The sequence below is a fragment of the Chromobacterium fluminis genome, assembly GCF_011602385.1.
In the GTDB taxonomy this organism is placed as follows: domain Bacteria; phylum Pseudomonadota; class Gammaproteobacteria; order Burkholderiales; family Chromobacteriaceae; genus Chromobacterium; species Chromobacterium fluminis.
In genome coordinates this window covers 73,220-98,595 of sequence record NZ_JAAOMA010000002.1, presented here as the reverse complement: position 1 = coordinate 98,595, position 25,376 = coordinate 73,220, and the positions used below count along the sequence as shown (strand labels likewise).

Sequence of the window (25,376 nt, the reverse complement as noted above, 5' to 3'; positions counted from 1 at the left end):
TTATGCTCATAGCAAAACGGCGGCTTGATTTTGCCGCCATGTAGTCCACGATAGAAGAATGGGCATAGGGAGACGAGAATGAGCGACTTCATGTTGCAATACGGCGATGAATTGTTGCCGGTGGAGGGGGACTTCCCTGAGGTGGGCGCCTATCTGCCCAGCTTCATGCTGGTGGGCGACGGTAAGCAGGACGTGTCGCTGGAAGGCCTGGGCGGCGTGCCCAAGCTGATTCTGACCTTGCTCTCGCTGGACGAATACGAGCATGGCGGCCAATACCTGCTGCAAGAGACGCGGCGCTTCCTGGAACGCTGGCCGCAAATCAGTCTGGTGGTGATCACCGTGGATTCGCCGTCCTCTCTGGCGCGTGCCCGACGCGAGCATGGCCTGCCCCACGTTACTCTGTTGTCCACGCTGCGCGGCCGCGATTTCCACAAACATTACGGGGTGTTGATCCGCGAATATCCGCTCAGCGGCTACACCGCCCCCGCCCTGCTGCTGGCCGACGGCAGCAACATCATTCATTACGCCGAGCGGCTGCGCAATACCCAGGACCTGTTCGACTTCGAAAAGATCAACCACTTGCTGCGCGAAGCCGAGGAGCAGGCGCTGGAGGCGCAACAAGAATTGGAGCATGAGGAGCAGTTGAAGGACGAAGGTCCGTCACAGTAAGCCCCCCAATAACGACAAGGGCCCGGCCTGCTCATGCAGTGCCGGGCCCGTTCGCGTTGAGCGGGGGAAAAGCGGCTTACGGCAAAACTTCCACCAGCTTGGCGTCCACCTTGGTCGAAGTCAGTTCCTTGTCTACTTCACCCACAATGCGCAGCTTGCTGTTGTGGTCGAACTTTTTCGCTGGCAGGCGTTTCTGGCTGATCTTCACCGTCATGGTGCCGGTAGCGTCGCGGAATTCGTAACGCTTCTGGTCGATCTGACGCACGATCTTGCCTTCCAGCGTCACCGGGGTATCGTCGGCGGCTTTTTGCGCGGCGGCCACGGTGGTAACGGCGGCCGGCACGCCGGGGCCGGCGAATTCCGCCTGAGCGGCGAACGGCAGAGACAAGGCGGCGGCGGTGAGCAGAACGGTGATGGCTTTCATGTTTGGACTCCTAGTGTGTTGTCGATGTCTGGATTACAACACGGCAGCCTTAACCGAAACTTAAAGCCAGCTTGTCGCCCAATACGCGCCGGGAAGGCTCCAGATCCACCGCGTAGCCCTGCTTGGCCAATTGCAGCCTATCGCCGTAGTGCCGGCCTTCGGCCTGAATCCGTTGTTCAATGCCTTGCAAGGATTGCTTGAGCGCCGCGCCCAGGCGATCCAGCTTCCCATCCAGCTCCGCGCCTTGGCGATTATTGAATTGCCGGCTGCCCGCGACAATGGCGCCCCAGCGCTGGCAATCGGCGCGCAAAGCACCCAGATCCGGATACACGCCTTGTTCCAACGCGCGATTGGAGCAGGCGGTCAGCACTTGAGCCAGTGCGGAGGCCTCCTTGGCCGGCCTGGCGTCCAGGTAACGCGGGATGACGATGTCCAACGAGGCTTTGACGGGAGTGCTACGAAATAACTGCATGACGGGCTTCCTATTGGCGTTCATGAATCGATGCGCTCAAGCATAGCCCCGCGTCCGCGCCCGCCGCTTGCAAGAAGCGCCGGACAAAACAAAACCGCCCGGCAAGCGGGCGGTTGGAAAGCGACGGAAGGGTGAACTTAGCTGTTCAGTTCACGCGCCAGGTACAGCCAGGTTTCCACCACGGTGTCCGGGTTCAGGGACACGGTTTCGATGCCCTCTTCCACCAGCCACTTGGCAAAGTCCGGATGATCGGACGGACCTTGTCCGCAGATGCCGATGTACTTGCCTTGCTTGCGGCAAGCCTGGATCGCCATGTGCAACATGGCTTTGACCGCTTCGTTGCGCTCGTCGAAGGTAGAAGCGATCGGGCCGCCGGAGTCGCGATCCACGCCCAGCGTCAGCTGGGTCATGTCGTTGGAGCCGATGGAGAAGCCATCGAAATGCTGCAAGAACTTGTCCGCCAGCACGGCGTTGGTCGGCAGCTCGCACATCATGATCAGGCGCAGGCCGTTTTCACCGCGCTTGAGGCCGTTGGCCGCCAGAATCTCCACCACTTGCTCGGCTTCGAACAGGGTGCGCACAAAGGGAATCATCACTTCCACATTGGTCAGACCCATCACGTCGCGCACTTTCTTGATGGCGCGGCATTCCAGTTCAAAGCAATCGCGGAAGGATTCGGCCACGTAGCGCGCGGCGCCGCGGAAGCCGATCATCGGGTTTTCTTCGTGCGGCTCGTACAGCTGACCGCCGATCAGGTTGGCGTACTCGTTCGACTTGAAGTCGGACATGCGCACGATGACCTTTTTCGGATAGAAGGCGGCGGCCAATGTGGACACGCCCTCTGCGATCTTGTCGACGTAGAAGTCCACCGGGCTGGCGTAGCCGGCGATGCGGTCGCTAATGGTGGCTTTCAAATCCGCCGGCAGCTTGTCGAACTCCAACAGCGCTTTCGGGTGAATGCCGATCTGACGGTTGATCACAAACTCCATGCGCGCCAGGCCCACGCCTTCGTTCGGCAGCTGCGCGAAGTCGAAGGCCAATTCCGGGTTGCCGACGTTCATCATGATCTTGACCGGGGCCTTGGGCATCTTGTCCAGTTCCAGATCGATTACTTCCACGTCCAGCAGGCCGTCGTAGATGTTGCCGGTGTCGCCTTCGGCGCAGGATACGGTGACCTTCATGCCTTCGGACAGCACCTGGGTGGCGTCGCCGCAGCCCACCACGGCCGGGATGCCCAGCTCGCGCGCGATGATGGCCGCGTGGCAGGTACGGCCGCCGCGGTTGGTGACGATGGCGGCCGCGCGTTTCATCACCGGTTCCCAATCCGGGTCGGTCATGTCGGTGACCAGCACGTCGCCCGGCTTGACGCGGTCCATCTCGGACGCGTCCTTAATGGTGCGCACCACGCCCTGGCCGATCTTCTGGCCGATGGCGCGGCCTTCACACAGCACTTGCGATTTGCTGTTCAGGCGGTAGCGGCGCAGCGTGTCCTTGCGGTCTTCCTGCGACTTCACCGTTTCCGGGCGGGCCTGCAGGATGTAGAGCTTGCCGTCGTGGCCGTCGCGGCCCCACTCGATGTCCATCGGACGACCGTAGTGCTTCTCGATGATCAACGCGTATTCGGCCAGTTCGGCCACTTCGGCGTCGCTGATGGAGAACTGCTGACGCTCCACCGGGGACACGTCCACGGTCTTCACCGAGCGGCCGGCTTGCGAGGCGTCGGTGAACTCCATCTTGATCAGCTTGGAGCCCATGGTCTTGCGCAGCACCGCCGGACGGCCGGCTTTCAGCGTCGGCTTGTGTACGTAGAACTCGTCAGGGTTCACCGCGCCCTGCACCACGGTTTCGCCCAGGCCGTAAGACGCGGTGATGAACACCACGTCTTCAAAGCCGGATTCCGTGTCAATGGTGAACATCACGCCGGCCGCGCCGCAGTCGGAACGCACCATGCGCTGCACGCCGGCGGACAGAGCCACTACGTCGTGCTCAAAGCCTTTGTGCACACGGTAGGAAATGGCGCGGTCGTTGTAGAGGGAGGCGAAAACGTGTTTCATCGCATCCTTGACATTGTCAAGGCCGCGGATATTCAGGAAGGTTTCTTGCTGGCCTGCGAACGAGGCGTCGGGGAGGTCTTCGGCGGTGGCGGAAGAGCGAACTGCAACGGAGATATCGGCGCCGCCGGCATCGGCCACCATCTGATCCCAGGCCTCTTTGATATCGGCATCAAGCTTGGCGGGGAACGGGGTGTCGATGATCCATTGCCGGATTTCCTTGCCGATTCGGGCCAGTTCGCTGACATCGTCGATGTCCAGATTGGCCAGTGCGGCGCTGATCTTGTCGGCCAGACCGTTGTGCTGCAAAAAATCCCGGTAAGCCTGCGCCGTGGTGGCAAAGCCGCCTGGGACGCGAACCCCGGAGCCGGCCAGCTGGCTGATCATTTCACCAAGGGAGGCGTTCTTGCCGCCTACCTGCTCCACATCGGTCATGCGCAGTTTCTCGAACCAGATGACGTAGTTCTCAGCCATCACTTCACTTCCTGTGTTGGATTGGGACGATAGGGCCGCATTCTAGCCGAATTACGTGCCAGATGCGTAGCGTCTTTTGCAGCGCAACACGGGTTTTCGGCGGAACGAGGACAAGCATTGCAACAGAATCAATAAGTTGACAGACATTCCTGATGAAAATGATTGTCAAATCCGTGTAATTTACGCACTACATGATTAAGCGGCGCTCCTAGCGGGTTTCGTCGCGGCCTTTCAGAGTATAGAATCCCTTGGACCCCGGGTGCGCCGCAAAGCGCGGCAGGCGCGGTTCCGGTCTCGTTCACTCGCAATACAGGTGTTTGCATGCCCCACCATCTCCGCTCCGCCTTCTTCGTTTCCGATCGCACCGGCATCACCGCCGAATCGCTGGGCCACACGCTGCTGACTCAGTTCGACACTGTGGAATTCAAGCGCGAGACCATTCCCTTCGTCGATACCGTGGAAAAGGCCGAAGCGCTGGCGGAGGTGATCCGCCAGGTGTCGGAAACGGATCACCTGAAACCGCTGGTGTTCACCAGCATCATCAACCCGGACGTGCGCAGCGCGCTGCAGGTTGAGAACGCGGTGATGATAGATTTCTTCGACACCTTCATTGGCCAGCTGGAACAGGAAATCGGCCAGCGCGCCTCGCTGAGCGTGGGCAAGGCCCACGGCATGGTCAACGAGGAGAAGTACGATCATCGCATCGAGGCGGTCAACTTTTCGTTGAACCACGACGACGGCGTCAAATTGAAGGATCTGCACGAAGCGGACGTGATCCTGGTGGGAGTATCCCGCTCCGGCAAGACCCCGACCTGCCTGTATCTGGCGCTGCAATACGGCATCCGCGCCGCCAACTACCCGCTGACGCCGGAAGACCTGGGCAGCCCGACGCTGCCCAAGTTGCTGCTGCCGTTCAAGGACAAGATCTTCGGCCTGACCATCGACCCGGCGCGACTGCACTATATCCGCTCCGAGCGACGGCCGGACTCCAAATACGCCAGCATGGACAACTGCCGCCGCGAGGTGAACGAGGCCGAGTCCATGTTCCGATATCACGGCGTCTCCTTCATCAGCACCACTCACAAGTCCATTGAGGAGATCGCCTCCACCATCATGCACAAGGCGGCGCTGGGCCGGCGTTTCTAAGAATCTGTTTACGATCTGCTGCGCGTCAACGATACGGCGTTGAAACCGGCTTCGAAATGCTCATGTACCGTGTGTACATTCCGCTTTCTCAGCCGTTTTCGTCTTGTCTCGCCTTAGCTCACAAGATCGTAAACACGTTCTAAGAATCTGTTTACGATCTGCTGCGCGTCGTGAGACGTGACACGGAGAGTACAGCTGCGAAATGCTCATGTACCGTATCCGCTTTCTCAGCTGTTTTCGCCTTGTCTCGCCCTTGCTCGCGAGACTTTGAACAGACTCTAAGCCTTACCTGTATCCCATATTGAACCGGCCGGCTTCGCCCGGCCGTTTTCATGCCTACCGCCTAAGCAATCCTGCAACAATATCCATATAGCACTTTGTTTATTATCACTTTTTTACAATTCCCTTCGGAACATATAGCAAGCAGGCGCTCTCAAATAAGCATCTTAATCCCTTGAACCGGGAACCCCGATGCATATAGCCTCCATCACCGCGCAGATCAAGGCCGCCGCCTCGCCGTTGAGACAAGTGAGCGCGGTCGCCGCCAAGACTGACAGCCGCGCCGCCGCCGGCGATCCACGCAAGGAAATGGCTGAGTTCGTCGCCCCTCCCCCTCAATCCTCCACGGCCAACAGGGATGCCGCTTCCCAGGGCGAGTCTTTCGAACGGCTGTTGCGCCAAGCTCAGAGCGCGACCGGAAACAAGAACGTTTCGCCCTATTCCGAAGACCTCATGCCGCCGGCCGGCAGCCTGCTGCATGTCCTGGCCTGAGAAGACGCTTGACGCTGCTCTGCCCGCCGTGCTCTGATAAAGCCCATGAACTACGCAACCGCATTCGCATCCTTTTTTTGGTGGTGGCGCCTGAACTAAGGCGGCGCCGGCGTTTGCATACCCAAAACCCGGAAGCTGCCGATACGGCGGCATAGGGTTTCCAGCAGTACCTCTCCTCCCCGGATCGGCAGTTTCCAGCAAGCTCACTGGAGACCAATATGAATCTGGACAGCATCACAGCCAAAGACATCATCCTCACCGGCGACCGCACCACCGGACAACTGCATCTGGGCCACTACGTCGGCTCGCTGCGCAACCGCGTGATTCTGCAAGACCATTGCCGTCAGTTCCTGCTGCTCGCCGACGCCCAGGCGCTGACCGACAATATGGGCAACTATCTGAAGGTCCGCGACAATGTGCTGCAGGTGGCGCTGGATTACCTGGCGGTGGGCATAGACCCGGAAAAAAGCACCATCTTCATCCAGAGCCTGGTGCCGGAGCTAACCGAGCTGTCTTCCTACTATCTCAACCTGGTCACCGTGGCGCGCCTGGAGCGCAACCCCACCATCAAGGATGAAATCAAGCAGCGCGGCTACGAGCGCGACATTCCCGCCGGATTCCTCACCTACCCCGCCGCCCAGGCCGCGGACATCACCGCTTTTAAGGCCAGCATCGTGCCGGTGGGCGAAGACCAGATTCCGATGATCGAGCAGACCAATGAGATCGTTCGCCGCTTCAACGGCAGCGTGGATCGGGCTGTGCTGGTGGAAGCGCGCGCGGTGGTGCCGGAACACGGCTCCCGCCTGCCCGGCATCGACGGCAAGGCCAAGATGTCCAAATCTCTGGGCAACACCATCACCCTATCGGCCACGCCGGACGAGATCCGCCAGGCGGTGAAAATGATGTACACCGACCCCAATCACCTGCGCGTCGCCGATCCGGGTCAGGTGGAAGGCAATGTGGTGTTCACCTATCTGGACGTGTTCCACTCCGACCCGGCGCAAGTGGCGGAATGGAAGGACCATTACCGCCGCGGCGGCCTGGGCGACACCGTGATCAAGAAACAGCTGGAGGAATGCCTGCAGGCCTTGCTGGAGCCAACCCGCACCCGCCGCGAGCAGTACGCGCGCGATCCGGCCGCGGTGATGGAAATGCTGAAAACCGGCACCCAGCGCGCGCGCGCAGTGGCGGCCGCCACACTGTCCGAGGTTAAGGCGGCGATGGGTTTGAACTACTATTAAGAACCTGTTTACGATCTGCTGCGCGTCGGCTGAGAAATTGTGCGATGAGTGCCGGCTTCGAAATACTCATGTACCACTTGTACATTCCGCTTCCTCAGCCGGTTTCGCCTTGTCTCGCCTGAGCTCGCGAGATCGTAAACACACTCTTTAAGAGGAGAGGACGCAGAATGGAACAGATCTACCAATGCCAAAACCTGGATGAGGTGCGCGGCCAGATCGACCGCATCGACCGCGCGCTGGTGGCGCTGATCGCCGAGCGTGGCCTTTATGTGCGCCAGGCGGCGGCGTTCAAGCACAGCCGGGAAGAAGTGGAAGGCGGCAAACGCGTCGACCAGGTGATGCGCCGCGTCGAGCGTCTGGCCGGCGAACTGGGGGCCGACGCGGCACTGACCGCGGCGGTCTACCGCACAATGATAGAGTACTTCGTCGCCGATGAAATGGCGGCCTTCCGCGCCAAAGCGGCTGCCGATTGAGGCGGAGGCCGGCTTTCCCTACAATCGCTTCCATCCGCAGAACGCCGGCCGCCCTCCGCGGCCGGCGTTTTTCCCGCGGCCGGAGAACCTGAATGAACAAGATTGCCCTGTTGCTGCTCGCCTGCCTGGCCGCGCCCGCGATGGCCGAGGAAGTGGGCGAGGTGTCCACCACCTTCAAGCTGCTCAGCCCCAACGACAAGGTGGTGGTGGAAGCTTTCGACGACCCGGCAGTGCAAGGCGTGGCCTGCTATATCTCGCGCGCCAAGACCGGCGGCTATAAGGGAGCGCTGGGCCTGGCCAAGGACCCGTCCCGCTTCTCGGTGGCCTGCCGCCAGGTGGGCGCGATCAAGTTCTCGCGGCCGCTGCCCAAGCAGGAGCAGGTATTCAAGGAAGGCGCGTCCTTCATCTTCAAGCATGTGCGGGTGGTGCGCATCGTCGACGCCAAACGCAATACCCTGACCTACCTCAGCTATTCCGACAAGCTGCTGGACGGCAGCCCGGACAATGCGCTGACCGCGGTGGCGGTGCTGGATCAGAAAATCCCGCTGCAGCCCTGAAATAAAAGCGATTGATTATTAACGATTTCTTGACATGACGGGTATCAGCTAAACGGCAGCTCGACGCGCAGGCCGTCATAGCCCACCTCCACGCCGGGCGGGCATTCAGCGCGGAGCGCGGCGAACTCCAGCCGGTGGGTCATGTGGATCAGCACCGTGCGCTCGGCGCCGATGCGCTCGGCCCAGGCAAAGGATTGCCGCACGCCGAGGTGGGACGGATAGGGGTCGTGGTTCAGGCAGTCGAGAAACAAGACTTTCAGCCCTTGCAACAAGGGCAGGCTGCTGTCAGGGATGTCCGACACGTCGGTCAGCCAGGCCATGTCGCCGACGCGCCAGCCGAGGCAAGGCCAGGAGCCGTGTTGCAGCGGCACCGGCGTCAGCGCGACGCCGCCGCAGTCCACCGGCCCGTCCACCTGCTGCGGCAACAGCACCGGCTTGTCCCACATTTTGGACGGCGGCAGCAGCGCGTAGTCGAAACGGCGCTTGATGTTGTCCAGGGTGAAGGCGTTGCCGTAGAGCGTGATCGGCCCTTTCTTCACATAACAAAAGGCGCGCAGATCGTCGATGCCGTTCAGGTGGTCGGCGTGCGGGTGGGTGTACAGCACCGCGTCCACCCGGCTCAGGCCTTCGCGCAACGCCTGCTGCCGCAGGTCCGGCCCGGTGTCGATCAACAGCCCCTGGCCGGCCACCTTAATGTAGGCGCTGGCGCGGGTGCGGCGATTGCGGGGATCCGGCGAGCGGCAGGTAGCGCAATCGCAGCCTATGGCCGGCGTGCCGGAACTGGAGCCGCAGCCCAGGATGGTGACTTCAAGCGAGCCCAATGACGTTTTCCAAGTAACAAGACATCAGCGGCAGCGCTCCGGGCGTTCCGCCTTCTCGCGCACCCAGCCGCCGTCGCAACGGACATTCCCGTCCGCGTCTTGCTGGCAGCTGCCGCGCGGCTGCTTGGCGCAATACGGATTGCCGTCGCGCGACAACAGGCAGGCGCCGGGGCCGGCGTAGGTGACGCCATTGGCGCGCACCACCCCGCCGCCCGGATACGGCGAGCACAATACGTTGCCGAATTCATCAATCGCGCATTCACCCTTGCCGCACATCGCCTGTCCGCGCTGCACCAGAGCGATGCCGCCGTCTTCGGAACAATAGCTGCGGCCGTTCAGATTGACGCAATTGGCCCAAGCCTGGGCCGACAACAGGATGGCCAGCAAGGCCAGCCCGGACAGCAAGATTCGCTTCATGCGCTTTCTCCGCTTCAACGACCGGCCTTGGAGAAGAGCCGGAAAAAATTATCGCTGGTGACGCGCGCCACCTCTTCCACCTCGATACCGCGCAGTTCCGCGATATGCGCGGCCACATGGCGGACGTAGGCCGGTTCATTGACCTTGCCGCGATACGGCACCGGCGCCAGGTAGGGCGAGTCGGTTTCGATCAGCATCCGCTCCAGCGGCACTTTCTGCGCCACCTCCTTGACCTGGGCCGCGTTCTTGAAAGTCACCACGCCGGAGAAGGAAATGTAGAAGCCCAGTTCCAGCGCCGCCTGCGCCACCTCCCAGGTTTCGGTGAAGCAATGCATCACGCCGCCGCACACTTCAGCGTTCTCTTCACGCATCAGGCGGATGGTGTCCTCGGCGGATTCGCGGGTATGAATCACCAGCGGCAGGCCCACGCGCTTGGCGGCTCGGATATGGGTGCGGAAGCGTTGATGCTGCCAGTCCAGATCGCCCTTGCACCAGTGGTAGTCAAGGCCGGTTTCGCCAATGCCCACCACTCGCGGATGCGCGGCCAGCGCCACCAGCTCGTCCTCGCTGTATTCTTCCGCCTCCGGATCATCCGGATGCACGCCCACGGTGGCGTACAAATTGCCGTGGCTTTCCGCCAGCGCCAGCACTTGCGGATATTTGGGACGGCTGACGCCGATCACCAGCGCATGGCTCACTTGGTTGGCCTGCATATTGGCCAGCACTTCCGGCATGCGCGCGGCGAGGTCGGGAAAATTGATGTGGCAGTGGGAGTCGATAAACATATTTGCGTCAATCAGGCTGCGGCGCGCGGAAACGCGCCGCGAAAACAATCACATGGTATGGGTGGGCCGGCTGGAGTTGAGCACACCGCTGAGCAGGGCCTCGATCTTGTCCTTGGCCTGCTTGCCGGTATCTCCGGCGACGAACTCGACGCCGACGCCCTGCACACGGCTGTTGTTGGCGCCGGCCGGCGTCAGCCACACCACCTTGGCCTGCACCGCGATGCGCTGCGGATCGTCCATCAAGGTCAGCAGCAAGAAGACTTCCTCGCCCAGCTTCATTTCCTTGTTGGTGGGAATGAAAATGCCGCCGTGGCGCACAAAGGGCATGTAGGCGGCGAACAGCGCGCTGCGCTCCTTGATGTGCAGGGACAGCACCCCGGGACGGTTGGGGTTGAGGTCCGGGCGAGTGGCGGAAGTGTCCATACTTGCTAACCCTCAGTGTCAGGCGGCCTTGCCGCTGGCGAATATCTTGAGATAGTCCATCAGCACCGCCTCCAATTGCAAGCGCGTGTTCAGCGTATGCTGGCCAAACGGCGCCAGTTGATTGAGCGTTTGCTGACACGCCATCAATTGCGCGATGTCGGCGCGCGCCGACAGCTGCTGCAAGGCGCGCTCCTGATCTGGATAATAGCGGACCAAACCGGCCAGTCTCAAACTCGCCAGATCATGCAGCCATTTCATCAGCCAGCCGATGGGCAGCAGCAGCGGCAGTTTCTGTTTATCCACCGCCTCCGCCAGCTGCAACACATTGGCGAAGCTGGGCTGGGCCAGCCCTTGAACAAACTGGCCACGCAGCTTGGCCAGCGCCGGATCGTGGTCGAACAGCGGCGCGCCGCCGTTGTGGGCCAGCTCCAGTTCGGCGTCGGCCACGCCCTGCTCGCGCAGCCAGGCCAGCGCTTGCGCCTGGTCCGGCCGCGTCAGCGGAAATTGGCGGCAGCGGCTGCGTATGGTGGGCAGCAACCGCTGGGGTGCATGCGCCACCAGCAGAAACAAGACCTCGGCCGGCGGTTCTTCCAGGATTTTGAGCAAGGCGTTGGCGGCGGCCGGATTCAGGCTTTCCGCCGGTTCCACCAGGACGATGCGTCGGCCGGCGCGATGCGCGCTCAGATGAGCGAAGTCGATCACCTCGCGCACCGCCTCGATCTTGATCACCGGCAGCTTGCGGCTGACTTTCTTGCCCTCCGCGCCCTCCTTGCCTTCCTCGTCCTCATCGCCCAGCGGCGACAAGCGGCGGAAGTCCGGATGAGTGGCGTGCAGATACCAACGGCAGGCTTCGCATTCGCCGCAAGGCTGGTGGCCGGCTTGGGGGCGTTCGCATAGCAAGGACTGGGCCAGATATTCGGCGAACTCCAGTTTGCCGATGCCCGCCGCGCCGGTGAACAACCAGGCGTTGGGCAGGCGCTCGCGCTCGGCGTTCAGCCGCGCCCAGTCGCCTTGTTGCCAGGGCAGCAGCATCACGCGGCCTCCAGCAGTTTTTGCAGGCAGGCCGCGATGTCGACCTGGATCTCGGCGATGGAGCGGCTGGCGTCCAGCACCGCGAAACGCGGCTGGCCGGCGGCGCGCCGCAGATAGGCTTCGCGCACGCGCACGTGGAAATCGGCTTTTTCCTGCTCGAAGCGATCCAGCTGCCGGGTCTTGGACATGCGCTCGGCAGCTACCTCCAGCGGCAGGTCGAACAGCAGGGTCAGGTCCGGCTGCAAACCGTGCTGCACCCATTGTTCCAGTTCGGCGATGCGCTCGAAGGGCACGCCTCGGCCGCCGCCCTGAAAGGCGAAAGTGGAGTCGGTGAAGCGGTCTGACACCAGCCACTGGCCGGCGGCGAGCGCGGGCTCGATCACGCTGTGCAGCAATTGCTGGCGCGAGGCGAACACCAGCAGGGTTTCCGCGTCCAGCGAGGCCTCGGTGTCCACCGCCAACAGCAGTTCGCGGATTTTCTCTCCCAGCGGAGTGCCGCCCGGCTCGCGGGTGAACACGGCGTCGACGCCGTGTTGCGCCAGCCAATCGCGGATGAAGGCCAGATGGGTGCTCTTGCCGGCGCCGTCTATGCCCTCCAGGCTGATGAAGCGGCCGCGTTGCTGCTCTAGCGCCATTACTGTCCTTTCTTCAAGATGTATTTGCGCACCGCCTGGTTGTGTTCGTCCAGCGTCGCGGAAAAGTGCGAGGTGCCGTCGCCGCGGGCGACGAAATACAGGGCGTTGGTCGCGGCCGGATTAGCCGCCGCGTCCAGCGCCGCCTTGCCCGGCAGGGCGATGGGCGTCGGCGTCAGCCCGGCGCGGGTATACGTATTGTAAGGCGTGTCGCGGCGCAGATCGGCCTTGCCGATCTTGCCCTGGTACAGGCTGCCCATGCCGTAGATCACCGATGGGTCGGTCTGCAAGCGCATGCCCTGCTTCAAGCGGTTGACGAACACCCCCGCCACCATTGGACGGTCGGCGTCTTCGCCGGTTTCCTTCTCTATCAGGCTGGCCATGATCAGCAGTTCGTAAGGCGTGCGGTAAGGCAGTTCCGGCTTGCGCGCCGCCCAGGCCGCCTCCAACCGCTGTTGCATGGCGCTGAAAGCCTGCCGGTACAGTTCGGCGTCTTCTATGCCCGGACTGAACAAATAGGTGCTGGGAAAGAACAGGCCTTCCGGCTTGGCGTCGCCAAAGCCCAGTCGCCGCATGATCTCCTCGTCGCTCCAGTCCTTGGCGGTATGCTGGATATCCGGATTGCGGTCTATCGCCTGGCGGAATTGGCGGAAGGTCCAGCCCTCGATCACCGTCAGACTGGCCTCGTCCGGGTGGCCGTCGGCCAAGCGGCTCAGGATGTCCAGCATCGATGCCTGGCCGTCGAAACGATACAGGCCCGCCTTGATCTTGCGGTCCACGCCTTGCAGGCGTGCCAGGGCCACCATCACCTGGCGGCTGCGCACCACCCCCTCCTGTTCCAGCCCGCGCGCCACCTGGCTCAGAGTGCGGTTGGGTCCCACGGTCAGCTTGTAACCGGCTTCCGGCAAGCCAACCGGAATCAGGACCACCCAGGCCAGCCAGGCACAGCCCAGCGCGAGGCACAGCAAGAACAGGCGAAACAGTGTTTTCATCATTTGACGGAAAGAATAAGGCAGCGCAGCGGAACGATCGCGCATGATACCAGACAAGCCGGCCTGACCGACATGTCAGGCCCTCCCCCCGCAATCAAGCAAAGTTTGCGCCAAATCAACTGTCCACCTTTCCATTTTGCATAGTTTTGCTCGCGTTCTATACCTGATTAAATGGACTGCTTAAATGATGCGAGTCTTTTCATGAAGCCATTCTTCAATCTGGGATGCGCATTGGTGGCCTGGACGGCGCTGGCCAGATTGGCGGCAGTCCGGCAGACCGACAGGGATTTATGGCGTCTGCCGATGGCAGCCTTCCGGCAAGGCCGGCATGCGCAGCAATTGACTTACCTGCAATCGCCCGCGGCGCTGAACGGCTACCACGCGCTGATCGTGGAACCGCTGTTGCTGCTGAACCGGCAACAGGACGGCGGCTGGCAGTTACTGCAAGCCGCGGAACAAGAAATCGTCAACCAGATCCTGCGCCGCCAGGTGGCCGCGTTGCTGCAGGCCTGGCCTATCGCCCTGACCGACGTCGCCACCGCAGGCGTGCTTCGCCTGCGCATCGCGGTGGCGGCGCGCCAATCTCGGATCGCCCAGGACAGCCAGCCCTTGAGCAGCAGCCACGTAGCGCTGCAACTGCCTTGCATGGCTTCCAATATAGAACCGTATCTGCAACTGGTGTCCTCGGTGTCTCAATTGGAAGACGCGATGGGACGGGGCGTGGTCGCCGGCGGCGTCACCATGCAATCGCAGGCCGAAGCCGCCGCCGGCGACGAGGACGACGGCTGGCGGCAGCTGCTGATCCAGGATTGGTCCCCGTTGCTGCGCCAGCAATTGACGCCGGCGGCGCGGCGCGGCGCAGCCTCGCCTGCGCAATAAGCCGCATGAAGATAGTCCGCCCTCGTCACAAAGTTGCAACAATATCGATGGAACGCCGCGATGGCGGCAGCAGTCCATCTCCCATGCAATCCCCATTGAGCCCGCACGATGAAACCCTTCTTTAAACTCGCCTGCGCGCTGATGGCTTCCGCCTTGCTGGCCAATATCGGTCACGCCGGAGACAAGCCGGAGAATCTGGTCCTGCTGCCCAGCGAAGCCTTCCACCCCAACCCGGACCATGCCGGCCAGGTGCTGTACCTGCAGCCCGGCGTCGATCTGAAGCGCTATCACGGCATCCTGATCGAACCGCTGATCTTTCTGGGCCGCCAAGCGGATGGCCAATGGCTGGCCACTGCGGCGGACGAGCACAATCGCCTCGACGCCTGCTACCGCCGCAGCCTGGCCCAGGCGCTATGCCTCGAGGGGCTGCCGGTGGCTGCCGCGCCCGGACCGGGCATCGCCCGGCTGCGCGTGGCGGTGGGCGACATGCTGAGGGAACTGGCCGGACCGGAAGCGCGGCGGCCATTGCAGGCCTCTCTCAATCTGGCCCGCTTCGCCGACGATATCGACCCCTACCTGGCCCAAGTCTCCACCATAGGCCAGTTGGAGGACTCCGAGTCCGGATTGCTGCTGGCCGGCGGCGTCAACCTGCTGGGAAAAGAATTAAATCCGGCCGATGCGCAACCGTCCAACGCGGAGTGGGTACAACAGCGCGTCGACCTTTGGAGCCGCCATCACGCGCGGCAGATGGCCCAGCACTTGGCGGCGGCTACGCCGTTTGGGGAGTAGGCTAGCGCCCAGGCTGGCGGCATAATGGTCGCCACATACCCTGTCAGGAAGCCGACCATGCCGCGCAAAATACTGAGCTTGTTGCTGTTGCTGTCCCCGCTGTTCGCCACCGCCGACACCGTCACCGTGGCGGTCGCCAGCAATTTCCAGCAGACGCTGGACAAGATCGCCGTGGAGTTCAAGGCCGCCAGCGGCCACGACATTAAGGCCAGTGGCGGCGCTTCCGGCAAGCTCACCGCGCAGATCCGCCAGGGCGCGCCCTTCGACGTGTTCCTGTCCGCCGACGACGAACGCCCGGCCGAATTGCTGCGCGACAAGATAGGCAAGGCCGACAGCCGCTTCACCTACGCCATAGGCAAACTCGCGCTGTGGAGCAAGCTGCGCGACGACGCCGGCGAAGCCGCGCTGCGCGGTGGCAACTTCAACAAACTGGCCATCGCCAACCCGGCGGCCGCGCCCTACGGCCGCGCGGCGATGGAAACCCTGGCCGCGCTGAAACTCGCCGATACCCTCAAGCCCAAGTTCGTCACCGGCGACAATATCAGCCAGACCATGCAATTTGCCCAGGTCGGCGGCGCCGACTTCGCCTTCGTCGCTTACGCGCAGTTGCTGGAGCAAGGCATTTCCAACCATTTCTGGCTGGTGCCGGCCAAACTGCATCAGCCCATCCGCCAGGATGCGCTGCTGATTCGCGACACGCCGGCGTCCAAGGCCTTCCTCGCCTTCCTCAAGGGCGACAAGGCGCGCGCGCTGATCAAGAAGGCGGGCTACGACTTCGCGCAATGACGGCTTCCGAATGGGCGGCCATCGCGCTCACGCTGCGGCTGGCCGCCATCAGCACCCTCATCCTGCTCGTGCTGTGCGTGCCGCTGGGCTGGTGGCTGTCGCGCACGCGTTCGCGCCTCAAGCCGGTGATAGAGGCCAGCGCGACGCTGCCGCTGGTGCTGCCGCCCACGGTGCTGGGCTTCTATCTGCTGGTCGCCTTCGGCCCGCATGGCCCCATCGGTCAACTGACCGCCTGGCTGGGCTGGCCCGGCCTCGCCTTCACCTTTCAGGGGCTGATCATCGCCTCGGTGCTGTACTCCTTGCCCTTCGTGCTGCAACCACTGATCGTCAGCTTCAACGCGGTGCGGCGCGAGGAAATCGAAACCGCGATGGTATTGGGCGCCAGCCGCTGGCAGCGGCTGACCCGCGTCATCCTGCCCAGCTGCCGCTCCGGCGTGCTGGCCGCCGCCAGCATGGGCTTCGCCCACACCGTGGGCGAATTCGGCGTGGTGCTGATGATAGGCGGCAATATCGAAGGGGAAACCCGGGTCATTTCCATCGCGCTGTACAACCACGTGGAGCAGGCCGACTACGCCAGCGCCCACCGTCTGGGCCTGCTGCTGGTGCTGTTCGCCTTCTCCACCCTCGCCCTGGTCTACCGCCTCAACGCGCGCCAGCGCCGCTACGAATGAGAGCCTGTTCGCGCCTTAGCCAGCAGCCGCTTTTACTGACAATGCTGACATCTATCGATGCAAACTGTTACATGACGTCAACAAAACGCAGTGTTCATGCGCTATAACTTGGAGTATCGTTTTTCTCGCCCGTCATGGGACCGACAACCCGCCCTACTAAGGATGAATCATGCGCAAATACCTGATGATCGCTGTTTTGGCCCTGACTTCCGCCAACCTGGCGCTGGCTGACGCCGCCTGCGACGCCAAAGCCGCCGAGAAAAAACTGGCCGGCGCCGCTAAAAGCAGCTTCCTGAAGAAATGCGAGAAAGACAGCGCCGCCGCCAACGCCCAAAAAAGCTGCGACGTCAAAGCCGCCGACAAGAAACTCGCCGGCGCGGCCAAGGCCAGCTTCGTGAAGAAATGCGTGAAGGACGCGGCTCCGGCCAAGTAAGCCTTCTCCCCGGCGGCCTGTCCGCCGGGACAGCCCGCTTGCCAGCAAATCCCTGATTGATCACCTACACTGAGAGGTGGCAACAGGGATTCTGCGGGTCAGCCATGGCAAACAATATCCTCGGAAATTACAATCCGCTGTTATCGCTTTTCGGCAATAACAACCAACTCTTGAGCGGTTTATTGGGCACATCGCCCATTGTTCCGCTCATCCGCAGCGGCAACAGCTCGCAAAGCGCCGGCACCGATCCCAATGTGGTGCTGATTTCCGGGCTGGGCCAATTGCTGTCCAGCCTGAACATCTTCCAGGACAGCCTGCAACAGATCTACTCCCCGTACGCGGTCAACAACTCCATCAGCGGCAGCAGCAGCAATCCGTCGGTGGCCAGCGTTTCCACCGCCGCCGGCGCGCAAAACGGCAATTACAGCGTATCGATTTCACAGTTGGCGCAGGCGCACAGCGCAGTCACCGCCTTCACGCTGCCGGACACCAGCAGCACGGCGGTGGGCAGCGGCAGCCTGACCATCAAGACCGGCAGCTACGCCTACACCTCTCCCACTTCGGCCACCAGCTTCACGCCCAGCGGCAGTTCGGCCACGCTGTCCATCAGCAACGGCACCCTGTCCAGCATCGCCACCGCCATCAACGGCTCCGGCGTCGGCATGGTGGCCAATATCGTGCAGAACGCCTCCGGCAACTATCAATTGCAAATTAGCGCCGCCCAGACCGGCGCCAGCAACAACTTTCAGATTCTGGTCAGCGACAACGACGGCAACAATACGGACCAGAATGGCCTATCCCGCCTGGCCTTCGACCAAACCCAGGCGGTGGGCAGCGGCCAAAACCTGACCCAGACCCAGGCCGCGCAAAACGCCAACTACCTGATCAACGGCGCCTCCGGTTCCAACGCCGGCAACAGCGGCATCTCGCTGGGCGCCTCGGTATCCATGGACTTGCTGTCCACCGGCAGCACCAATATCTCGGTCAAGCTGGATCTGAACGGCCTCAACGGGCAGGCGCAATCGCTGGCCGACGCCTTCAACACCCTGCAAGGCAGCCTGAACGCGTTGCTGGTCAGCGGCGGCCTGCTCAGCCGCGACCCCATCGCCAAGCAATTGGCCAACAGCATGAACCAGCAGGCCGGCGCCAGTTACAGCAACGGCAGCTCGCTGCTGGTCAAGCTGAACCAGATCGGCCTCAATTTTCAATATCCGCAGCAGTTCGGCCAGATGGGCAGCCTCAGCCTGAGCAACAACAGCCTGCAAAGCGCTTACAGCGGCGACTCCCAGGGCGTGGCCAATCTGCTCTACACCGCCGCCCGGGCGCTGAACTGGCTGGCCAACAGCTACGCCTCCTATGGCAACGGCACCATTCCGCAAACCCTGACCGCCTTGCAGAAAATGCAATTCAGCCTGCAGCTGAGGCAGTCGGCCACCCCGACGTCCAACACCGTCCCCGCCAACCTCGCCTCCTTGACCGGCAACCAGTCCGGCACCATCCAGCTGAGCGCGCAGCAGATCAGCGCGCTATCGCTGTACGCGATGGTTTACTCTCTGGGCGCGCCCTATGCGGTCAATTCCCAGATTCTGAACAACGGCCTGGGCCTGTCCGGCAACGGCAACAGCGGCAACGGCATCTCCACTTATGCATGATTGATATTTGCTATTTGTTTTTCATCTAGCATTGCCTGCGCCGTATTGTCTCGTTAAAATTCATCGGATGATTGGATGAATAAGGAGGCCGCATGCTGGCGCTGCCCTATAAACGCTCGCTGGTCGACATCGCCGTGGAAAACATCGCCAAACGTCTGGCGGACGGCGACTGGCCGTTAGGCGCTCGCATTCCCACCGAACCGGAACTGGCGGAGCAGCTGGGCGTCAGCCGCAACACGGTGCGCGAAGCGGTGCGGGTGCTGCTCTACGCCGGCTTGCTGGAGGTGCGCCAGGGCGACGGCAGCTATGTGCGCGCAACGGTCAACCCCGGCGACGCCATGCGCGCCATCAGCCGCGCCAGCCTGCGCGAGCACTTGGAAGTGCGCTGCATGCTGGAGGAAAGCGCGGCGCGGCTGGCGGCCAGCCGCTGCCCGGAAGCGGATCTCAGCGCGATAGCGGACGCGCTGGCGCGGCGCGGCGAACGATTGCCTCAGGAACCGCTGGAAAACTTCATCGAACGAGATCTGGAATTTCATCTCGCCGTCGCCAACGCCAGCGGCAACCAGGCTCTGGCCGAGCTCTACGCGTATTTTTCGCGCGCGGTGCGTCAGCACGTACAGCAGTCCATCCTCGACGAGGCCCTGCCGGACCCGGACCTCGCCGCCCACCAAGCCATTTACGAAGCCATACGCCAGCGCCGGCCGGACGAGGCGGCGCGCGCCGCCGCCGCCATCACCCGTCCCTTGCTGGAGGCGCTGGACCGCTTGCTGAATCGCTCCAACACGGATTAAGCCCGATTTGAGCCGGCCCCCAGGCGCGGGGAGCCGGCTCCGACAACAACAAAAGCGCAGAAGGAAAACCCATGTCCACACCCAAATCCATGCCGGATCATCTGCCGGTTGAAGACACGCTGATCGACGCCGAGATCGACGACGCCGGCGTGCAAAGCCAGCGCCCCGCGCTGCACCGTCCCTGGCTCTTGCTGCTGGGCCTGATCCTGGTCGGCGTCAATCTGCGGCCGGCGCTGTCCAGCCTGTCCCCGGTGCTGCACGACGTCGCCGCCAGCCGCGGGCTCAGCGGCCTGATGGCCGGCCTACTCACCACGCTGCCGGTCGCTTGCCTAGGCGTGTTCGGTCCGCTGGCGCCGAGGCTGGCCCGCCTCTGGGGTAGTGAAAAGACCATCGCGCTGATTCTGGTGACCCTGGCGCTGGGCATTTTGCTGCGCACTCAGTTCGGTCAATTCGGCCTGTTTGCCGGCTCGGCCTTGGCCGGCGCCAGCATAGGCATCATCGGCGTGCTGCTGCCCGGCATCGTCAAGCGCGACTTCCCCGCCCAGGTCAGCCTGATGACCGGCGTCTACACCATGGCGCTGTGCCTGGGCGCGGCGCTGGCCGCCGGCCTGACCGTGCCGGCGATGCGCTGGATGGGGAACAACTGGCAGGGCGCGCTGGCGATCTGGGCGAGCCCGGCGCTGCTGGCGCTGTTGGTGTGGTGGCCGCAGACGCGGATCCGGCAGGTGTCCCATCACGGACAATGGCTGGTGCGCGGCTTGCTGCGCGACCCCTTGGCCTGGCAAGTCACCTTGTTCATGGGCTTGCAGTCGTCGATGGCCTACATCGTGTTCGGCTGGCTGCCGTCCATCCTGATAGACCGTGGCGAGACCCCGCTGCACGCCGGCCTGCTGCTGTCCATTTCCATCATGGTTCAGGTAGTGTCCTCGCTGCTAGTGCCGGCGCTGGGACAGCGCTGCCGCGACCAGCGCCCGCCGATCGCCGTCACCGTGGCGCTGGTGATCAGCGGTCTGCTGGGCATGCTGTTCGCGCCGACCGACAGCCTGCTGTTCTGGGCGGTGCTGCTGGGTCTGGGCCAGGGCGGCCTGTTCAGCATGGCGCTGAGCCTGCTGGCGCTGCGCTCGCCGGATCCCCATGTCGCCGCCCATTTGTCCGGCATGGCCCAGGGCGTCGGCTACGCGCTGGCCTCGCTCGGCCCGCTCAGCGTGGGCCTGATCCGCGACCAGACCCACAGCCTGTGGCCGCTGGGTCTGTTGTTCACGCTGATCTCCGCCGCCACCTTCGCCATGGGCATGCTGGCCGGGCGCAAACGTATGGTGCAGGTGGAGTCGCGTCCGCTCTAAGAACCTGTTTACGATCTGCTGCGCGTCGTGAAACGTGGCTCGGTGAGTGCAACTTCGAAATGCTCATGTACCATGCGTACACTCCGCTTTCTCAGCGGTTTTCGCCTTGTCTCACCTTAGCTCGCGAGATCGTAAACACCTTCTAAGCCAAGCCATGCGCGGACCAAACAAAACCCCGGGCTTGCCCGGGGTTTTGTTTGACGGTGAAACGGCTCAGCCTTTGGGCCGCCCGACAATGCCGTAACGCCGCCACAAATCCGGCAGGCTCTCCTTCCCCAGCGGAATCGCCGCCTTGCCCAGCGCCAGCCTGTCCGGCAACGAGGCCATGTCGCCGTCCCAGCCAGGCGCCCCCTCGTCCAGCACCGCGGCCAGGTCGCGGTCGTCCACCGCCGCCAACTCTCCACCGATCTCGATCAACAACATGCCTTCCGGCGTCAGCCAGGCGGAGCGCGCAGGCACGTCATCGTCGTACGGCAACGTGCTCCAACCCGACGGCGTGCGCCGCGCCACCAGCGGCGCGGCGTCCAGCGTCACATAGACTTTCTGCGGCCCGTTCTGCACATAACAACGTCCCAGTCCGTCGCGGCTGTAGTTGCGGCCAAAAAACTCGGTCATCGCCTCATGCTGCAAGCGCTCGTCCTTGATCCACCACTGGCCGCGCGCGTCCAGCCGCAGCCAGCCAAACACGGCGGGCACGTTCGGCCACTTGGCCATTGCCGCCTGTACTATCGCATCCATCATGCGTCTCCTTGCGGGTTTCGCCCCGCTTGACTCTCAGCTTTGACCACCAAACTCAAATCGCTCTCAACACCGCCATCGGCGAAGTCCGGGTCACTCTCCCGACGAGCGGCCAGCCGGCCACCACCACCACCAGCGCGCCGCAGGCGATGCCGGCGGGCAACAGCCACGGATTGAACACCAAGGGCAGGTTGAACAATTTGACCGAAGCCAAAGCGCCAATGCCCATCGCCCCCAATGCCGCCAATAAACCGGAAAACGCGCCCAACCAGGCCAGCTCCGCCAGCACCACGCTGCGCACCTGCCGCCGCGATGCCCCCAGCGCCCGCATCAGACCGACATCGAACAGCCTCTCGTCGCGAGTGGCCGCCAGCGATGCCCACAACACCAGCACGCCGGCGGCCAAGGCCAGGCCGAACATGGCCTCGATCCCGCGCGACAGCTTGTCCATCATCGCCCTCACCTCGGTCAGGATCGCCCCGACGTCGATCACGGTCAGATTGGGAAACTCGCCCACCAGACGATTGACGAAATCCTCGTCCGCCGCTTCCAGCCGGAAGCTGGTAATCCAGCTGGCCGGCTGCTGGCTGAACTGACCGGGCGTGCCGATCACGAAGAAATTGACGCGGAAACTGTCCCACGGCACTTCGCGCAAACTGGTGACCTTGGCGCGGTAAGGGGTGCCGGCCAGATCGAAGACCAATGTGTCCCCCAGCTTGATGCCCAAAGTGCCGGCCAGTTCCCGTTCCACCGAGAACTGCGGCGGAATCCGTTTCTGAGGCTGCCACCACTGGCCCGCCGTCAGCTTGTTGCCCGGCGGCAACTCGTCGCGCCAGGACAGGTTGAATTCCCGCTCGGCCAGCCGACGCGCGCGTTCGTCCTCGTAAGCCGACGGCCGCACCGGATGCTCGTTGATCGCTATCAGCCGCGCCCGCACCATGGGCGCCAGCTCCGGCGCCGCGCGTCCCTCCGAGGCGAAGGCGTTGCGCACGCCGTCGAGCTGGTGGCGCTGGATATTGATGACGAATTTATTCGGCGCGTCCGCCGGCACGCTGCGCTGCCAGGCGCCGATCAGGTCGTCGCGCACAATGGTCAGCGTCAGCAAGGCCATCAGGCCCACCGACAAGGACACGATCTGGATCACCGCCAGCCAGTGGCGGCGGGCGATATTGGCGATGCCGAAGCGCCAGCCCACGCGGCGTCCGCGCGGCAGCCTCCGCATCAGATAGACCACGCCCAGCGCCAGCGCGCCCACGGCGGCGAAGAAGCCCTGCATGCCGGCCAGCAGCCAGCCGGCCACAGCCAGGTCGCCAACTTGCCACGCGGCCAGGCCCAGCAGCGCCACCAGGGCCAGCAAGGGTGCCAGCACGCCCTGACGCGTCGGCGTCAACTCATCGCGCAGCACCGCGGCCGGCGGCACGTCGCGTATGCCCATCAAGGGCGGCAGAGCCAGGCCGGCCAGCAACACCAACGAGGCCAAGGGCCCCACCAGCCAGGTCAGCCAACCCGGGTCCGGCAATATCTCGCCGACATAGCCGCTGGCCAGCTGCATCAGCGCCAATTGCACGCCAAAGCCGCCGGCGGTGCCCAAGGCGCCGGCCAGCAGGCCCAACAATAGGAACAGGCTAACGAACAGCCCCCACACCTCGCCTGCCGTCAGACCCAGGCAGCGCAGCACCGCCACCTGCTGCCAATGGCGCGCCAGGTAACGGCGGACCACCAGCGCCACCGCCGACGCCGCCAGCGCCACGGTCAGCATCGCGGTCAAGCCGAGAAAGCGCCGCGCGCGCTCCAGCGCGGTACGCACCTCCGGCCTCGCCTCCTCGACGTTTTCCAGCCGCGCGTCTTTGGGCTTGGTCCTGTCCAGCCACTGGCGGAAATCGGCGATGGCGCGATCGTCGCCGGCGAACATCAGCCGCCAGCGCGCGCGGCTGCCTTCCTGGATCAGGCCGGTGGCGGCCAGGTCGGCGCGGTTGAACATCAGCCGCGGCACGAAGTTGTACAAATCCATCGCGCCGTCCGGCTCGCGGACGATTTCGCCGGCCAGCCGCAGTTGCGCGCCGCCCACGCCCAGGATGTCGCCCAGCTTCAACTTCAAGCGCCGCATCAGCCTGGCGTCGGCCCAGGCGGTGCCCGCGGCCGGCCGCAAGCTGCCACTGGCTACGCGGCCATCGGCCAGCTTCACGCTGACTTCGCCTCGCAGGGGATAATTGTCGCTAACCGATTTATACGTGGCCAAAGCCGCCTGGCCGCCGGAAAACACCATGGAGGGAAAACTGATGTTGTCAGCCAGCCGCAGCCCGCGTTTTTCCGCTTCGCGGCGGATAGGCTCCGGCGCCGGCTGATTGCCGTTAAGCACCAAATCCGCAGCCAGCAGCTGCGTGGCCTGGGTGCTTAGCGCGCGCTCCACGCGGTCGGAGAAAAAAGCCACGCTGCTCATCGCCATCACCGCCACCACCAGAGCCAGGGCCAGGATGGTGAGCTCGCCGGACACCAGTTCGCGGCGGATGAAGCGCAACACCAAGGTCAAGCGGCCGGCCAGAGTCATGAGCGCGCCCCGTTGAGCTTGCCTTCCACCAGCCGGTAGATGGCGTCGCAGCGGCTGGCCAGCTCGGTGTCGTGGGTGACCAGCACCAGAGCGGTTCCCTGCTCGGCGTTGAGCTGGAACAGCAGGTCGATGATCTGGCGGCCGCTGTGCGGGTCCAGATTGCCGGTGGGCTCGTCGGCGAACAAGAGGCCGGGGTGAATGACGAAGGCGCGCGCCAAGGCCACTCGTTGCTGCTCGCCGCCGGACAGATGGCGCGGATAATGACCCAGCCTATGGCTGAGGCCGACGCGGTCCAGCATCTGGCGCGCCGCTTCGCGCGCGTCGGCGCGGCCGGCCAGCTCCAGCGGCAGCATCACGTTTTCCTGCGCGGTCAGTTGCGGCATCAGCTGGAAATTCTGGAACACGAACCCCACCTTGTCTCTGCGCAGCAGCGCGCGCGCGTCTTCGCTCAAGCCGGACAAGGCTTGGCCGAACAAGGACACCTCGCCGCCGGACGGGTGATCCAGACCCGCCAACAGGGACAACAGGGTAGACTTGCCGGAGCCGGAAGCGCCGACGATGGCCACGCTCTCGCCCGGATACAGGGTCAGCGTGGCGCTGCGCAGGATGTTCAGCGGCTCGCCGTGGAAATGCACCTGCTTGGCCAGTTCGCTGGCCGCCAACACCGCCTGGGTTTCAATTGGATTCATTTATGCGCTCGATACTAAGCAAAGTTCTACTTTCCGCCGGCCTGTGCCTGCTGATGTTGCCGGCGTCCGCCGCAACGATATTGGTCTTCGGGGACAGCCTGTCCGCCGGTTACGGCCTGTCTCCCGGCCAGGGCTGGGTCAGCCTGCTCGCCAAGGAGATGGGGGCGAAGCACCGCATCGTCAATGCCAGCGTCTCCGGCGAAACCACCGCCGGCGGCCTGGCCAGGTTGCCGGACGCGCTGGCGCGTCATCGCCCGGACATCGTGGTGCTGGAGCTGGGCGCCAACGACGGACTGCGCGGCCTGCCTCTGGAGCAGATGCGCGGCAACCTGTCCAAGATGATCGCCTTGGCCAAACAAAGCAAGGCCAAGGTAGTGCTGGTGGGCATGGCCCTGCCCCCGAACTATGGCCCGCAATACGGCGCCGAGTTCCGCAAAGCCTACGCCGACTTGGCCAAACGCGAGCGCCTCTCCTTCGTACCCTTGCTGGTGGCCGGCTTCGAGGCCGATTTGTCCCAGTTCCAGCCGGACGGGCTGCACCCGGTCGCCGCCGCCCAGCCCGCGATGATGCGCACGGTCAAAGCCAAGCTGCCGCTGCGCTGAAAAACCTCCCCGCGGCGTTTTTCCGGGCCGGCCGGATATTTGCGGTGTTGACTTTCTTAGTTGCAACGCAGCAAG

28 protein-coding genes are annotated in these 25,376 nt (G+C 63.5%); 15 read left to right on the top strand and 13 right to left on the bottom strand.

All coding sequences use genetic code 11. The annotated features are described in order from the left end of the window. Positions 1 to 78: 78 nt before the first annotated feature. A complete protein-coding gene (locus HA052_RS01890) occupies positions 79 to 669 on the top strand; it encodes a thiol peroxidase (protein ID WP_176219445.1) in 591 nt (196 codons plus the stop codon). A 76-nt stretch (positions 670 to 745) separates the two neighbouring features. Here HA052_RS01890 and HA052_RS01885 read toward each other — a convergent pair whose 3' ends face one another. From HA052_RS01885 to ppsA, 3 genes are all read right to left on the bottom strand, one after another. Next, positions 746 to 1,093, bottom strand: coding sequence for a NirD/YgiW/YdeI family stress tolerance protein (locus HA052_RS01885; protein ID WP_081544266.1), 348 nt, complete (start codon positions 1,091 to 1,093; stop codon positions 746 to 748). Positions 1,094 to 1,142: 49 nt separating this feature from the next. After that, complete coding sequence (locus tag HA052_RS01880) at positions 1,143 to 1,565, bottom strand: hypothetical protein (protein WP_146176563.1); 423 nt, start codon at positions 1,563 to 1,565, stop codon at positions 1,143 to 1,145. 137 nt (positions 1,566 to 1,702) lie between these two features. Next, on the bottom strand, positions 1,703 to 4,090 hold the full coding sequence (gene ppsA / locus HA052_RS01875; RefSeq protein ID WP_081544264.1) for a phosphoenolpyruvate synthase: 2,388 nt from the start codon (positions 4,088 to 4,090) through the stop codon (positions 1,703 to 1,705). Between the two features lie 321 nt (positions 4,091 to 4,411). On the opposite strand from ppsA, the gene ppsR reads away from it, so the two are divergent. The 5 genes from ppsR (at position 4,412) to HA052_RS01850 (ending at position 8,278) form a co-directional block, all read left to right on the top strand. After that, on the top strand, positions 4,412 to 5,236 hold the full coding sequence (gene ppsR / locus HA052_RS01870) for a posphoenolpyruvate synthetase regulatory kinase/phosphorylase PpsR (RefSeq protein ID WP_081544263.1): 825 nt from the start codon (positions 4,412 to 4,414) through the stop codon (positions 5,234 to 5,236). Between the two features lie 471 nt (positions 5,237 to 5,707). After that, the gene (locus HA052_RS01865; RefSeq protein WP_166450571.1) at positions 5,708 to 6,007 is read left to right on the top strand and encodes a hypothetical protein; all 300 of its coding nucleotides are present in this window, start codon (positions 5,708 to 5,710) and stop codon (positions 6,005 to 6,007) included. Between the two features lie 218 nt (positions 6,008 to 6,225). Then, positions 6,226 to 7,248, top strand: coding sequence for a tryptophan--tRNA ligase (trpS, locus tag HA052_RS01860; protein WP_166450570.1), 1,023 nt, complete (start codon positions 6,226 to 6,228; stop codon positions 7,246 to 7,248). A 167-nt stretch (positions 7,249 to 7,415) separates the two neighbouring features. After that, entirely contained in the window at positions 7,416 to 7,721 is a 306-nt protein-coding gene (locus HA052_RS01855) for a chorismate mutase (RefSeq protein ID WP_081544260.1), read from the top strand. Positions 7,722 to 7,813: 92 nt separating this feature from the next. Continuing rightward, complete coding sequence (locus tag HA052_RS01850) at positions 7,814 to 8,278, top strand: CreA family protein (protein ID WP_166450569.1); 465 nt, start codon at positions 7,814 to 7,816, stop codon at positions 8,276 to 8,278. A gap of 44 nt (positions 8,279 to 8,322) precedes the next feature. Here the strand turns inward: HA052_RS01850 and HA052_RS01845 are convergent, their stop codons facing one another. From HA052_RS01845 to mltG, 7 genes are read right to left on the bottom strand one after another with little or no spacing between them, the layout of a single operon-like run. After that, entirely contained in the window at positions 8,323 to 9,099 is a 777-nt protein-coding gene (locus HA052_RS01845; protein WP_166450568.1) for an MBL fold metallo-hydrolase, read from the bottom strand. Positions 9,100 to 9,123: 24 nt separating this feature from the next. Further along, on the bottom strand, positions 9,124 to 9,516 hold the full coding sequence (locus HA052_RS01840) for a hypothetical protein (protein ID WP_166450567.1): 393 nt from the start codon (positions 9,514 to 9,516) through the stop codon (positions 9,124 to 9,126). Positions 9,517 to 9,530: 14 nt separating this feature from the next. After that, the gene (locus tag HA052_RS01835) at positions 9,531 to 10,301 is read right to left on the bottom strand and encodes a TatD family hydrolase (protein WP_166450566.1); all 771 of its coding nucleotides are present in this window, start codon (positions 10,299 to 10,301) and stop codon (positions 9,531 to 9,533) included. Positions 10,302 to 10,349: 48 nt separating this feature from the next. Continuing rightward, positions 10,350 to 10,724, bottom strand: a complete 375-nt coding sequence (locus tag HA052_RS01830) for a PilZ domain-containing protein (RefSeq protein WP_043632172.1) — start codon at positions 10,722 to 10,724, stop codon at positions 10,350 to 10,352. An 18-nt stretch (positions 10,725 to 10,742) separates the two neighbouring features. Beyond that, entirely contained in the window at positions 10,743 to 11,756 is a 1,014-nt protein-coding gene (locus HA052_RS01825; RefSeq protein ID WP_166450565.1) for a DNA polymerase III subunit delta', read from the bottom strand. Next, on the bottom strand, positions 11,756 to 12,391 hold the full coding sequence (gene tmk / locus HA052_RS01820) for a dTMP kinase (protein ID WP_081544255.1): 636 nt from the start codon (positions 12,389 to 12,391) through the stop codon (positions 11,756 to 11,758). Before tmk ends, HA052_RS01825 begins: the two co-directional genes overlap by 1 nt. Further along, on the bottom strand, positions 12,391 to 13,383 hold the full coding sequence (mltG, locus tag HA052_RS01815) for an endolytic transglycosylase MltG (protein WP_081544439.1): 993 nt from the start codon (positions 13,381 to 13,383) through the stop codon (positions 12,391 to 12,393). The genes tmk and mltG overlap by 1 nt, the downstream gene beginning before the upstream one ends. 198 nt (positions 13,384 to 13,581) lie before the next feature. On the opposite strand from mltG, the gene HA052_RS01810 reads away from it, so the two are divergent. The 8 genes from HA052_RS01810 to HA052_RS01775 all read left to right on the top strand — a co-directional run bounded on the left by HA052_RS01810 (position 13,582) and on the right by HA052_RS01775 (position 20,724). Further along, a complete protein-coding gene (locus HA052_RS01810) occupies positions 13,582 to 14,259 on the top strand; it encodes a DUF3313 family protein (RefSeq protein ID WP_166450564.1) in 678 nt (225 codons plus the stop codon). A gap of 108 nt (positions 14,260 to 14,367) precedes the next feature. Next, positions 14,368 to 15,048, top strand: a complete 681-nt coding sequence (locus HA052_RS01805; RefSeq protein WP_166450563.1) for a DUF3313 family protein — start codon at positions 14,368 to 14,370, stop codon at positions 15,046 to 15,048. 57 nt (positions 15,049 to 15,105) lie between these two features. Next, complete coding sequence (modA, locus tag HA052_RS01800) at positions 15,106 to 15,834, top strand: molybdate ABC transporter substrate-binding protein (protein WP_166450562.1); 729 nt, start codon at positions 15,106 to 15,108, stop codon at positions 15,832 to 15,834. Continuing rightward, positions 15,831 to 16,505, top strand: coding sequence for a molybdate ABC transporter permease subunit (modB, locus tag HA052_RS01795; protein ID WP_166450561.1), 675 nt, complete (start codon positions 15,831 to 15,833; stop codon positions 16,503 to 16,505). The genes modA and modB overlap by 4 nt, the downstream gene beginning before the upstream one ends. Before the next feature lie 169 nt (positions 16,506 to 16,674). Continuing rightward, positions 16,675 to 16,938: a hypothetical protein gene (locus HA052_RS01790; RefSeq protein WP_081544250.1), complete on the top strand. Its 264-nt coding sequence runs from the start codon at positions 16,675 to 16,677 to the stop codon at positions 16,936 to 16,938. Positions 16,939 to 17,120: 182 nt separating this feature from the next. Next, positions 17,121 to 18,590, top strand: coding sequence for a flagellar filament capping protein FliD (gene fliD / locus HA052_RS01785; RefSeq protein ID WP_166450560.1), 1,470 nt, complete (start codon positions 17,121 to 17,123; stop codon positions 18,588 to 18,590). A 92-nt stretch (positions 18,591 to 18,682) separates the two neighbouring features. After that, the gene (locus HA052_RS01780) at positions 18,683 to 19,381 is read left to right on the top strand and encodes a FadR/GntR family transcriptional regulator (protein ID WP_166450559.1); all 699 of its coding nucleotides are present in this window, start codon (positions 18,683 to 18,685) and stop codon (positions 19,379 to 19,381) included. Positions 19,382 to 19,452: 71 nt separating this feature from the next. Next, positions 19,453 to 20,724: a CynX/NimT family MFS transporter gene (locus HA052_RS01775; protein ID WP_166450558.1), complete on the top strand. Its 1,272-nt coding sequence runs from the start codon at positions 19,453 to 19,455 to the stop codon at positions 20,722 to 20,724. A 213-nt stretch (positions 20,725 to 20,937) separates the two neighbouring features. Here HA052_RS01775 and HA052_RS01770 read toward each other — a convergent pair whose 3' ends face one another. Genes HA052_RS01770 through HA052_RS01760 form a run of 3 tightly spaced genes read right to left on the bottom strand, consistent with a single transcriptional unit; the run spans position 20,938 to position 24,699 of the window. Further along, positions 20,938 to 21,462: a DUF2946 family protein gene (locus tag HA052_RS01770; protein WP_166450557.1), complete on the bottom strand. Its 525-nt coding sequence runs from the start codon at positions 21,460 to 21,462 to the stop codon at positions 20,938 to 20,940. A 55-nt stretch (positions 21,463 to 21,517) separates the two neighbouring features. Continuing rightward, entirely contained in the window at positions 21,518 to 24,010 is a 2,493-nt protein-coding gene (locus HA052_RS01765) for an ABC transporter permease (protein WP_166450556.1), read from the bottom strand. Next, a complete protein-coding gene (locus HA052_RS01760; protein ID WP_019101893.1) occupies positions 24,007 to 24,699 on the bottom strand; it encodes an ABC transporter ATP-binding protein in 693 nt (230 codons plus the stop codon). The genes HA052_RS01765 and HA052_RS01760 overlap by 4 nt, the downstream gene beginning before the upstream one ends. 2 nt (positions 24,700 to 24,701) lie before the next feature. Here HA052_RS01760 and HA052_RS01755 point away from each other — a divergent pair, with 2 nt between their 5' ends. Then, positions 24,702 to 25,301: an arylesterase gene (locus tag HA052_RS01755; protein WP_081550670.1), complete on the top strand. Its 600-nt coding sequence runs from the start codon at positions 24,702 to 24,704 to the stop codon at positions 25,299 to 25,301. Positions 25,302 to 25,376 lie beyond the last annotated feature (75 nt).